The following is a 12,241-nucleotide window of genomic DNA, read 5'->3' as shown; positions in this document are numbered from 1 at the left end:
GATCCTTATGCGAGGCCGAGGGTGCCGACGAGCAGGTCGATGACCTTGATGCCGACGAACGGGGCGACGAGACCGCCGAGCCCGTAGATTGCGAGGTTGCGGGCGAGCAGCGGGCCGGCGCCCATCGGGGTGTACTTCACGCCGCGCAGGGCGAGCGGCACGAGCATCGGGATGATGATCGCGTTGAAGATGATCGCCGACAGGATCGCGCTTTCGGGCGAGCCCAGCCGCATCACGTTCAGCACGCCGAGCCCCGGATAGAGCACCACGAACATCGCCGGGATGATCGCGAAATATTTCGCGACGTCGTTGGCGACCGAGAATGTGGTGAGCGCGCCACGCGTCATGAGCAGCTGCTTGCCGAGGCCGACGACCTCGATCAGCTTGGTCGGATCGCTGTCGAGATCGACCATGTTGCCCGCCTCGCGCGCGGCCTGCGTGCCGGTGTTCATCGCGACGCCGACGTCGGCCTGGGCCAGCGCGGGCGCATCGTTGGTGCCGTCGCCGCACATCGCGACAAGCTTGCCGCCAGCCTGTTCCTTGCGGATCAGCGCCAGCTTGTCCTCCGGGCTCGCCTGCGCCAGGAAATCGTCAACGCTGGCCTCGGCCGCGATGGCGGCGGCGGTGAGCGGGTTGTCGCCGGTGATCATCACCGTGCGGATGCCCATCGCGCGCAGTTCGCCGAACCGTTCGCGGATGCCGGCCTTCACGACGTCCTTCAGGAAGATCGCGCCGAGCAGGCGACCGTCCTTCGCGACCGCCAGCGGCGTGCCGCCGGCGCGGGCGATCTCGTCCGTGATGCGGCGCAGTTCGGTCGCGGCCGCGGTCTGGCCGACGCCGGGATTGGCCTTCAGGATCGACTCCACCGCACCCTTCTGGAGCAGCATCGTGCCGGTGCGGACGCCGGAAATGCGGGTCTGCGCGGTGAACGGGATGACCTCGGCCCCCTCGGGCAGTTCGGTCGTGCGGATGCCGAACGTCTCGCGCGCCAGCACGACGATCGAGCGGCCTTCCGGCGTCTCGTCGGCCAAACTGGCGATCAGCGCGGCTTCCGCCATCTCCGCATCGCTGGTGCCGCCGACGGCGCGGAATTCGCTCGCCTGACGGTCGCCGATCGTGATCGTGCCGGTCTTGTCGAGCAGCAGGACGTCGATGTCGCCTGCGGCCTCGACCGCGCGGCCGGATTTGGCGAGCACGTTGAAGCGGACGAGACGGTCCATGCCGGCGATGCCGATCGCCGACAGCAACGCCGCGATCGTGGTCGGGATCAGCGTGATGAGCAAAGCGGCCAGGATCGCGACCGGGATCGAGCCGCCGGCATAGATGGCGAAGCCCGGGATGGTGGCAACCGCGATCAGGAAGATGATGGTCAGCCCGACGAGGAGCAGCGTGAGTGCGATCTCGTTGGGGGTCTTCTGACGCTCGGCGCCTTCGACCAGCGCGATCATGCGGTCGAGGAAGCCCTTGCCGGGTTCGACGGTCACCTTGACGCGGATCTCGTCGGAGATGACGCGCGTGCCGGCGGTGACGGCGGAGCGGTCGCCGCCCGCCTCGCGGATCACGGGCGCGCTTTCGCCGGTGATGGCGGCCTCGTTGACGGAGGCGACGCCGGACACGACCTCGCCGTCCGAAGGGATCAGGTCGTTCGTTTCGACCAGCACCACGTCGCCGACCTTCAGCGCGCTTGCGGCCACGTCGTCATAATCGCGGCCGGTGCCCTTCAGTCGCTTGGCGATCAGATCCGCCTTGGTGGCGCGCAGCGAGGCGGCCTGCGCCTTGCCACGACCCTCCGCCAATGCCTCCGCGAACGTGCCGAACAGCACGGTCAGCCAGAGCCAGATGACGAGTTGCAGCTTGAACCCGGTGGTGAGCCCGTCATGCCCGACGACGAGCAGGACGGTCATCAGCGCCGCAACCGTGGCGGTGACGAACATCACCGGGTTGCGGATCAGCTGCGCGGGGGCGAGTTTGGTGAAGGACGCCTTGATCGCCGGCACCATGAGGTCCGCGGTGAACAGGCTCTTGGACTGCGATCTTTGTGTCGTGTGGGCCATGATGGCGCCCCCGTCAGGACAGAGTGCCGCGGATCATCGCAAGATGATCGGCGATGGGACCGAGCGCGAGGCTCGGCAGGAAGGTGAGGCCGCCCAGGATCAGGATGATCCCGACGAGCAGGCCCACCCACAGGCCGCCGGTGGTCGGGAACGAACCCGCGCTTTCCGGAACATGCCGCTTGGCCGCGAGACTCCCCGCGATGGCGAGCATCGGCACGATGACGAAGAAGCGCCCGAACCACATCGCGATGCCCAGCAGGCCGTTATAGTAAGGCGTGTTGGCGGTGAGACCCGCGAACGCCGAGCCGTTGTTCCCGACCGCGCTGGTGAAGGCGTAGAGGATCTCCGAAAAGCCGTGCGGCCCCTTGTTGAGCGGCCCCGCAAGACCGGCCTGCAGGACGGCGGACAGCGATGTCAGGCCGAGGATCATCAGCGGCAGGACCGCGATGGCCAGCACGGCGAGCTTTACCTCGCGGCTCTCGATCTTCTTGCCCACATATTCCGGGGTGCGGCCGACCATGAGCCCGGCGACGAACACCGCCAGGATGGCGAAGAGCAGGAAGCCGTAGATGCCCGCGCCGACGCCGCCGATCACGACCTCGCCCAGCTGGATGTTGAACAGCGGGATCATGCCGCCAAGTGCGGTGAAGCTGTCGTGCATCGCGTTGACCGCGCCGCAGGAGGCCGCGGTGGTGACGACCGCGAACAGCGCGGAGGCAGCAGGCCCGAACCGGACTTCCTTGCCCTCCATGTTGCTGCCCGCGACGCCGAGGTGGTGGAGGACCGGGTTGCCGGCCGCTTCCTGCGAGTAGGTGACGAACACACCGGCGAGGAACAGGATGATCATCGCGGACAGGATGGCCCAGCCCTGACGGGTGTTGCCGACCGCCTTGCCGAACGTCCAGGTCAGGCCGAAGCCGAGGACGAAGATCGACAGCATCTGGACCAGGTTGGTGAGCGCTGTCGGGTTTTCGAACGGGTGGGCGGAGTTGGCGTTGAAGAAGCCGCCACCGTTGGTGCCGAGCATCTTGATCGCTTCCTGGCTGGCGACGGGGCCGAGCAGGATCGACTGCCGCGCGCCCTCCAGCGTCTGGACGTCCACGACGCCCGCCATCGTCTGCGGCACACCGCTGGCGATGAGGAAGATCGCGTAGACGACCGAGATCGGCAGCAGGACGTAGAGCGTGACGCGCGTCATGTCGGCCCAGAAATTGCCGATCGAGGCGGACTCGCGCCGCGCGAACCCGCGGAACAGCGCGAACGCCAGCGCGATGCCCGTCGCGGCGCTGAGGAAGTTGTGGATCGTCAAGCCGAGCATCTGGCTGAGGTTCGACATCGTCGATTCGCCGCCATAGCTCTGCCAGTTGGTGTTGGTGGTGAAGCTGACCGCGGTGTTGAACGCGAGGTGGGGGGAGAGCCCTGCCAGCCCCTGCGGGTTGCCGGGCAGCACGCCCTGCAGGCGCAGCACCGCGTAGGTGAACGCCATGAGCGTCACGTTGAACAGCAGCATGTGGAGCGCGTAGCGCCGCCAGCCCTGTTCGGCCTGCGGATCGATGCCGGACAGTTTGTAGAAGCCGCGCTCGACGGGGCCGAGGATGAGGTGGAGCGGCGTGCGACGCCCCTCGTACAAGGCGAACAGCCACGCACCGACCGGTCTGGTCAGCGCAAGCAGGATGGCGACGAAGCCGAGGATCAGGATCCAGCCCTGGAATGTCATGATGCCGCCTCCTTCAGAAGCGTTCGGGGCGGATCAGGACCGCCACCAGGTAAAACAGCAGGCCGAGCGCGGTCAGCGCCGCCAGCCAGAGGTCGAGTGTCATCGCGTCATTGCCTCACGCATTGTCGCACAGCCGGGCGTAGGCGAGCGTCGCCGCCACCAGCCCGACCATGACGAGGATCCACAGCAGGTCGTCCATCGGTCGATCTCCTCAGAAGGCGGCGGTCAGCGAGACTAGCACGGTGCCGCCGGCGATCGAGCCGGTGCCGTCCTGACCCTTGCTGAAGCTGGGCCGCAGGTAGCGGGACTCCGACGCCCCGATATCGGTGTCGACGTAGGAGACGTTGAAGGTCAGGTTCCGGTAGGTCGCGTCGGCGCCGAGCGACCAATCCCAGTACTCGCCGGTCGGGGCGACCGCGGTGGCGTTCGGGCCTAGGCCGTTCTGGCCCCAGCTATGGCCGACATGCGCCTTTGCGGTGATCGGCGTGCCGGTGACCGCGACCGCGCCGTCGCCCCACAGGTACAGATTGTCGTCCTTGTCGCCGGGGCTGGTGTAGACGCCCGCCGCTGCGTCCGAGCCCGTGGCGTACCATTTGCCGATCGCCTGCTGCTTGGGTGCATAGGCGGCGCCGGCGGTCAGCGTGGCGGGGCCGGCGGTGCCGGTCAGCTTGGCATAGGGTTCGGCGAAGTCGGTTTCGTCCGCGCCGCCGGGGTACATGTACCAGGTCAGGCCGACGTCGAGCGTCGCGTTTTCGGCGAGCTTCCCCTTGTAGCCGCCGATCAAGTCGAGTTCCATGTTCGCGCCACCGAACGTGCCCCAGCCGGCGAGGTTGGACCCCAGGTGCCGACGTAGAGCCCGCTTTGGTGCGTGATGGTCAGGCCGGCCTGGACCGCCATGTCGCGGTCGGACTGCGACACGCCGTGGAACCGGTAGTCGGAGACGAGGCCCGCGGAACCGGTGACGACGATGGACGGGATCGCGGCGACCGGCTCGCCGGACTGGGCCTGCGCGATGGCGGGAATGGTGATGAATGCGACGGCGATAAGCGATTTGGAAAACGTCATGCTTGGCCCCTGCCGATGGCGACCGCAGACCATTCACGGCGCCTCAGGGACGGGCAATTAGGGGGGGACCGCGTTGCAAATCGAGATCGATTCCCGTGCGCCGCATAGCGAATGCATATGAATCGCGAATGTTGCCGCTTTTCCGATCTGTTTGGCGGCATCGAACATGCCTTGCGTCCCTGGCACCAGTCGGCCTTGCAGAAATGATAACGCCGCTGGCATGCTTGATCGAAATCAATCCGCGATATGATCGACTTATGAGACTCAGTTAACAAAATATTAGCTACGTAAAAGAGACCAACGTATAATGTCAGAGCCAATATACAGACGGCGCTTTTGTTGACTTCGTTAAGATGATTTGTCCGAATTATACATCTGTTGGCGCGGCAGAACTGGCGTGCCCGGAAGCAGGAGAGATGGTTGTGAAAGTAACGCGTTCCCAATTTGGCATCAGCCTGAACTCGAACATATCTGCCGTCGCCCCCGTGGCGGAAGCGGCCCTCATCACGCTGCCGATCTTCGGCACCGAAGGTAACGACATCCTGACCGGCGGCGCCAACGGCGAACTGATCTCCGGGCTGGGCGGCAACGACCGCATCGTCGGCAACGGCGGCAACGACACGATCAACGGCGGCAGCGGTAACGACACGCTGTACGGGAATGTCGGCAACGATTTCCTCGACGGCGGCACCGGATCGGACCTGTTGTTCGGTGGGCAGGACGACGACATCATCAGCGGCGGGCTTGGGTCCGATACGATCGAGGGTGGCCTCGGCAACGATACGCTCGACGGTGGCGGTGTGCTGGGCCTGATCGACGGCAGCGGCGATACCGCAGGCTATTCAACGGCCAATGTCGGCAGCGGCGTGGTGGTCAGCCTGGAACTGCAGGGTCAGTTCCAGAACACCGGCGCGGCCGGCTCCGACCTGCTTGTCGGGTTCGAGAACCTGGTCGGCACTATGTTCGCCGACACGCTGAGTGGCGACCGCAACGACAACCGGCTGGACGGCGGTGATGGCGCGGACAATCTGTTCGGTCAGGCCGGCAACGACCTGCTGTTCGGGGCCGGTGGTAACGATACGCTGAACGGCGGCGACGGCATCGACGCGCTGTTCGGCGGCGATGGGAACGACACGGTGTACGGCAATGTCGGCCGTGACACCCTGTCCGGCGGCGAAGGCACTGACTCGCTGTTCGGCGGTCAGTCGGAAGACACGCTGGACGGGGGCGGCGGCAACGACCTGATGCAGGGCGGGCTGGGCGCCGACGTGATGACCGGGGGTCTTGGTTCCGACAATTTCCGGTTCGTTCTGGCGGGGGACTCCGAGGTCGGCGCCGGCGACATGATCCTGGACTTCGTCAGCGGCAGCGACCGGATCGATCTGTCGGTGCTGCGCATGAGCGCTTTCGATACGCTGTCGATCGAGAATATCGGCGGGAATAGCCTGATCTCGGTCGATCTGCTGGGCGACGGTGTCGCCGACATGGAGATCATGGTGGCGGGAGTCGATTCCGTCGTCACCAGCGACGTGTTCTGGGGGTAATCGCTCCGCTCGAACCCGTCTCGGTCGCGGCCAGGACGGGTTCGATCTGAACCCCTGGTCGAGACAGGCATCGCTGCCCGCCGGTGCCTGTCTCAACCCACTGAAAAGTGCCCCATTTCGGGATTCACCATCTCCCCCCGACATTACTGCGTTGTCATGAAACTGTTGCACGGCGCTGACAGGGGTATTCACCATAGTTCGGACCGGACAGGACGCACGGAGGCATGCCGCCTTCGTGCGTCCAATATTTCAGGGTCCGGCGCAGGTGAGGAAAACTGGGCATGGCGCAAGTCGGTGATATCGCGATCGTTGGTTTTGGTGCGGATACGGGGGTCAAATCCTTCTCGTTCGTGATCCTGGCGGACCTGTCCGGGCAGACGATCAACTTCACCGACAATGGCTGGCGAGCGACCAATGCCTTTCGCACGGGCGAGGGTGTTTTGACGTATGTCGTGCCGGCCGGTACCGCGATCGGGACTGTCGTGACCGTTTCCGACCTCACGGGGTCGTTAAATCCGTCGGTTTCGGGCGATCAAGTTCTTGCCTACATCGGGACAGCGGCCGAGCCGACGTTCTTGTACGCCGTCGATTTCGCGGACGGCAACACGAATTATGCTGCCGACGCGACCAATACGAACACCTCCGCCGTCCCGACCGGCCTGACGTTTGGCGAAACCGCGCTGGCGTTCGGCGCCGACAATGCCGCCTATACCGGACCGCTCGGCGGCACGCGTGCGGAGATCCTGGCGAACATCGCCGACGAGATGCTCTGGACGCAGAACGACACGGCCGGCGTGACCTATCCCGCCGGGTTCACAGTGACGGCCGCGGGTGAGGCGGGCAGCTTCGCGATCGGCGACGTTCAGGCGGCAGAGGGCACTGCCGGCACGACCGCCATCGAATTCGTCGTGCAGCGCACCGGCGGCAGCACGGGGGCGGCGACGCTGACCTACACCGTCGCCACCGGGACGGCGGGCGCGGACGACCTGTCCGGCGCGCTGACCGGTCAGGTGACGTTCGCGGACGGCCAGACTGAGGCGCGGATCACGGTCGCGGCGAACGGCGATACTGTGTTCGAGCAGGACGAGACGTTCACCGTCACGCTGTCGAACGCCAGCATCGGCACGATCAGCGATGCGACCGCAACCGGCACGATCGTCAACGACGACGCCGCGCCGTCGGTCGGCACCTTCGCGATCGCGGACGCCGCGGTGGCCGAGGGCGATGCCGGCACGACGCAGCTGACCTTCACGGTCACGCGTACCGACAGCAGCACAGGCGCGGTCGAGCTGGCCTATGCCATCGACCTGAACGGCACCGCGGACGCGGCCGATTTGGATGCGACCGGCGGTACCGTGGTGTTCGCGGACGGCCAGACCAGCCAAACCGTCACCGTCCTGCTGAACGGCGACGTGCTGGTCGAGGGCGACGAGACGTTCGGCGTGACGCTGACCACCTCGACCGTCGGCGCGACGATCGCGGACGGCAGCGCGACCGGTACGATCGCCAACGACGACGTCGCGGGCGCGGCCGGCACGCTGTCGATCGCCGACGCGGCGGCCTTCGAAGGGGCGAACGGCAGCACCGCGCTGACCTTCACCGTCACGCGCGACGGCGGCAGCGCCGGTGCCGGCTCGGCGAACTATACGATCGAGCTGAACGGGACCGCGGCGGCCGACGATCTGGCGACGCAGGCGCTGACCGGCACCGTCGACTTCGCGGACGGCGCCACGACCGCGACGATCGTCGTGCAGGTTGCCGGCGATGTTCGCTTCGAAGGCGAAGAAACGTTCGGCGTGACGCTGAGCGACCCGGTCGGCGTGACGCTGACCGACGCCAGTGCGGTCGGCACGATCCGCAACGACGACACGCCCGGCGTGTTCATCAACGAAATCCATTATGACGACGCCGGCACCGACGCGGGCGAGGCTGTCGAGGTCGCGGGTGTCGCGGGCACCGACCTGACCGGCTGGTCGCTGGTGTTCTATAACGGCAACGGCGGCGGCGTGTATGCGACGCAGCAGCTGAGCGGCGTGATCGCCGATCAGGACGACGGCTACGGCACGTTGTCTTTTGCGGTCGCCGGCATCCAGAATGGGTCGCCGGACGCGATCGCGTTGGTCGCACCGGGCGCGCAGGTGGTTCAGTTCCTGTCCTACGAAGGCGTTGTGACCGCAACCGGCGGTGCCGCGGCGGGCCTGACCAGCACCGACATCGGCGTTGCCGAGGAAGGCGTCGCGGACGGTTTCTCGTTGCAACTGACTGGCGACGGCGCGAATGCGAGCGACTTCACCTGGGTGGGTGCGCAACAGAACACGTTCGGCGCGATCAACACGGGCCAGAACTTCCTGTCCGCCAATGCACCGGGCGTCGTACGGATTGGCGACACGAGCGTGATCGAGGGCAATAGCGGCACGTCGCAGCTGGTGTTCACCGTGACCCGCGCGGGCGGTGGCGCAACAGCAGCTTCGGTCGACTACGCGATCAACCTGACCGCCGGAGGGATCGACGGGAACGACATCGGCGCCAACACCGCACTGACCGGGACGGTGAGCTTTGCCGAGGGCGTGTCGTCGCAGCGGATCGTGATCGACGTGAACGGCGACGTGATCGGCGAACTGAACGAGACGCTGACCGTGCAGCTGACCAATCCGGTCGGCAACATCAGCATCTCGGACGACAATGCAGTCGGCACGATCGTCAACGACGACCCGCTGAACCTGGAAATCTACGACATCCAGGGCGCGGGCCACCGGTCGGAATATGTCGGCCAGGTCATCACGACGAGCGGTATCGTGACTGCGGTCGACAATAACGGCTTCTACATTCAGACCGCGACCGGCGATGGCGACAACGATACCTCGGACGCGGTGCTGGTGTTCACCAGCACGCGGCCGACCGTCGCGATCGGCGACCTGCTGAACGTCACCGGCACGGTGTCGGAATATGTCGCGGGCGCGGGCTCGCTGAGCGTGACCGAGATCACGACGCCGACCACGATCGAGGTCGTGTCGCAGGGCAACGACCTGCCCGAGGCGGTGCTGATCGGCATCGGCGGCCGCCTTGCGCCTTCGGAGGTGATCGACGACGACAATCTGACCTCGTTCGATCCGGACCTGGACGGGATCGATTTCTACGAGAGCATGGAAGGCATGCGCGTGACGGTCGACCGTCCGCAGGTCGTCGCGGCGACCAACGAGTTCGGCGAGACCTTCGTCGTGGCATCGAACGGCGAGGGCGCGACCGGGCTGAACGAGCGCGGCGGCATCACTCTGTCGGAAGGCGACGACAACCCCGAGCGTCTCCAGATCGACGCCGACAGCGACCTGTTCGCCGGATACGCACCCGCTCACACACAGGGCGACCAGCTCGGCAGCGTCACCGGCATCATGAACTATGCCTTCTCGACCTATGAAGTGCTCGTCACCGAGGCAGTGACCGTCGAGAACGACGTGGCGCTGCCCGAGCGCGAGACGACCGAACTGGTCGGCAGCGCCGACCATGTGTCGATCGCCAGCTTCAACGTCGAAAATCTCGACCCGACCGACGGCGCCGAGAAGTTCACGCTGATCGCCGAGGAGATCGTCTATGCGCTGCAGGCACCGGACATCATCGGCCTGCAGGAAATCCAGGATGCCGACGGTGCCGGTAACGGATCCGACCTGTCGGGTGCGGCGACGGCGCAGCTGCTGATCGATGCGATCGCGACGGCGGGCGGTGGCATTTACGCCTATGTCGAAGTTGCGCCGACGACGGCGAATTCGACCGGTGGCGAGCCTGGCGGCAACATCCGCAACGGCTTCCTCTACAACACCGACCGGGTCAGCTACATCGCCGACAGCGCGGTTGCAGTGCCGGGGTCGGCCTATGCGGGCACGCGCTCGCCGCTGGCTGCGGACTTCTCGTTCAACGGTCAGACCGTGACGGCGATCAACGTCCACTTCACGTCGCGCGGCGGTTCGGACGCGCTGTTCGGCGACACGCAGCCGCCGGCACAGGCCGGTGACGGTGCCCGTACCGCGCAGAACACGCAGCTGAGGACCTATGTCGACGGTCTGCTCGCGGCGAACCCCGCGCTCAACATCGCGGTGCTGGGCGACTTCAACGGCTATTATTACGAGGACGGCCAGCAGGCGCTAACCGCCGGCGGGGTCCTGACCAACCTGTACGATACGCTGCCGACCGAAGAGCGTTACTCGTACCTGTTCGAAGGCAATGTGCAGGCGTTCGACAACATCCTGGTCACCGGCGGCTTGGCGGACGGCGCGGCATTCGATGTCGTCCATTACAACGCGGAGCAGCCGGACTCGGTGGGTCGTGCGACCGACCATGACCAGGTCGTGGCCGTGCTGGCCATTCCGCGCGTGCCCGGCACGTCGGGCGACGATCAGCTGACCGGGACGACCGGCAACGACACGTTGCAGGGTCTGGCGGGCAACGACACGCTAACCGGCCTCGCCGGGAACGACAACCTGTCGGGCGGCGAAGGCAACGACACGCTGTACGGCAACCAGGGCGCCGACGTCCTGGCCGGTGGGGCCGGTAACGACACGCTGTACGGCGGTCAGGACAATGACAACCTGTCGGCCGGCGAAGGCGACGACACACTCGAAGGCGGCCGCGGTGACGATGTCATCGACGGTGGCGATGGCACCGATACCGCGTCCTACTTCAATGCAACGGGCGCCGTGACGGTCGACCTCCGCGTCGTCGGCACGCAGGATACCGGCGGCGCGGGCAGCGATACGCTGGTGTCGATCGAGAACCTGCTGGGCAGCAACTTCGCCGATACGATGACAGGTGACCAGTTCGCCAACCGCATCGATGGCGGGCTGGGTGCCGACACGATCGTCGGTGGTGCTGGCGACGACGTGCTGTACGGCAACCAGGATGCCGACACGATCGACGGTGGCGACGGGGCCGACATGCTGTTCGGCGGCCAGGGCGACGACACGCTGACCGGCGGCACGGGCGACGACATGCTGGAAGGCGGCCGTGGCACCAACACGCTGACCGGTGGGGACGGGATCGACAGCGCGGTCTATGCCAACGCCACGCAGGGTGTCACCGTCTCCTTGCTGCTGCAGAATGGGGCGCAGAGCACCGGCATCGGCAGCGATACGCTGGTCGGGTTCGAGGGCCTGATCGGCAGCATCTACGGCGACATGCTGACCGGTGACGGCGGCGCGAACATGCTGTCGGGGCTGGCCGGCGACGACATGCTGACCGGCGGGTTCGGCATCGACACGCTGACCGGCGGCGAGGGCAACGACATGTTGTACGGCAACCAGGATGCCGATCGCCTGCTCGGCGGCCTCGGCAACGACACGCTGTACGGCGGTCGTGACGACGATACGCTGTCCGGGGACGACGGGTTGGACATCCTGCAGGGCGGCGTGGGCAGCGACATCCTGTTCGGCGGGGCCGGGGCGGACAGCTTCCGCTTCGTCATCGCGTCCGACTCCACGGTCGCGGCGTACGACATCGTCGGCGATTTCCAGTCCGGGTTCGACACCGTCGACCTGACTGGCGTTGCCAACACACAGTCGGTGTTCGAAATCACCAACAGCGACGGCATGACCTTCCTGAACGTGGACCTCGGCGGAGATGATGTGTTCGACATGCGGATCGCCTTTACCGGCGAGAATGCGATCGTGCAGAGCGACATCGTCTTCGGGTGATGTCGAAGCGCTAAGGGCCACCGGGGTGGGGATATCCCCACCGCGGTGGCAGGGTTCGGGCGGGATGGTGATCGGTGGAACAGCCGGTCGCTGTCCTGTTTCGTTATTGGCACTTCCTGCGGCGTGTAGAACAGCGTTATGCTTTCCGAACCCGGCGCGCTGATGTCCCGGTGAGGGAGA

General features: G+C 66.1%; 5 protein-coding genes and 1 pseudogene. 2 read left to right on the top strand and 4 right to left on the bottom strand.

The window, feature by feature from the left end:
- Positions 1–5: 5 nt before the first annotated feature.
- The 4 genes and pseudogenes from kdpB to IEX50_RS04245 form a co-directional block, all read right to left on the bottom strand.
- Positions 6–2,054, bottom strand: a complete 2,049-nt coding sequence (gene kdpB / locus IEX50_RS04260; protein ID WP_157175501.1) for a potassium-transporting ATPase subunit KdpB — start codon at positions 2,052–2,054, stop codon at positions 6–8.
- Positions 2,055–2,067: 13 nt separating this feature from the next.
- Positions 2,068–3,771, bottom strand: a complete 1,704-nt coding sequence (kdpA, locus tag IEX50_RS04255; RefSeq protein ID WP_157175502.1) for a potassium-transporting ATPase subunit KdpA — start codon at positions 3,769–3,771, stop codon at positions 2,068–2,070.
- A 13-nt stretch (positions 3,772–3,784) separates the two neighbouring features.
- Positions 3,785–3,874: a K(+)-transporting ATPase subunit F gene (kdpF, locus tag IEX50_RS04250; protein ID WP_157175503.1), complete on the bottom strand. Its 90-nt coding sequence runs from the start codon at positions 3,872–3,874 to the stop codon at positions 3,785–3,787.
- 108 nt (positions 3,875–3,982) lie between these two features.
- A pseudogene (locus IEX50_RS04245) lies at positions 3,983–4,836 on the bottom strand (TorF family putative porin).
- Positions 4,837–5,258: 422 nt separating this feature from the next.
- On the opposite strand from IEX50_RS04245, the gene IEX50_RS04240 reads away from it, so the two are divergent.
- Complete coding sequence (locus IEX50_RS04240; protein WP_184075167.1) at positions 5,259–6,380, top strand: calcium-binding protein; 1,122 nt, start codon at positions 5,259–5,261, stop codon at positions 6,378–6,380.
- A gap of 281 nt (positions 6,381–6,661) precedes the next feature.
- Positions 6,662–12,061: a DUF8508 domain-containing protein gene (locus IEX50_RS17640; protein WP_157175505.1), complete on the top strand. Its 5,400-nt coding sequence runs from the start codon at positions 6,662–6,664 to the stop codon at positions 12,059–12,061.
- The last annotated feature ends 180 nt before the right edge of the window (positions 12,062–12,241 follow it).

Origin of the sequence: Sphingomonas prati (assembly GCF_014643515.1) — a bacterium.
In the GTDB taxonomy this organism is placed as follows: Bacteria; Pseudomonadota; Alphaproteobacteria; order Sphingomonadales; family Sphingomonadaceae; genus Sphingomonas_R; species Sphingomonas_R prati.
This window is presented reverse-complemented; position numbering and strand designations above follow the sequence as displayed.

What these genes read in the sequence shown, in the direction of transcription:
- kdpB (WP_157175501.1), bottom strand. Translation starts at nt 2,054, where the DNA reads ATGGCCCACACGACACAAAGATCGCAGTCCAAGAGCCTGTTCACCGCG.
- kdpA (WP_157175502.1), bottom strand. Translation starts at nt 3,771, where the DNA reads ATGACATTCCAGGGCTGGATCCTGATCCTCGGCTTCGTCGCCATCCTG.
- kdpF (WP_157175503.1), bottom strand. Translation starts at nt 3,874, where the DNA reads ATGACACTCGACCTCTGGCTGGCGGCGCTGACCGCGCTCGGCCTGCTG.
- IEX50_RS17640 (WP_157175505.1), top strand. Translation starts at nt 6,662, where the DNA reads ATGGCGCAAGTCGGTGATATCGCGATCGTTGGTTTTGGTGCGGATACG.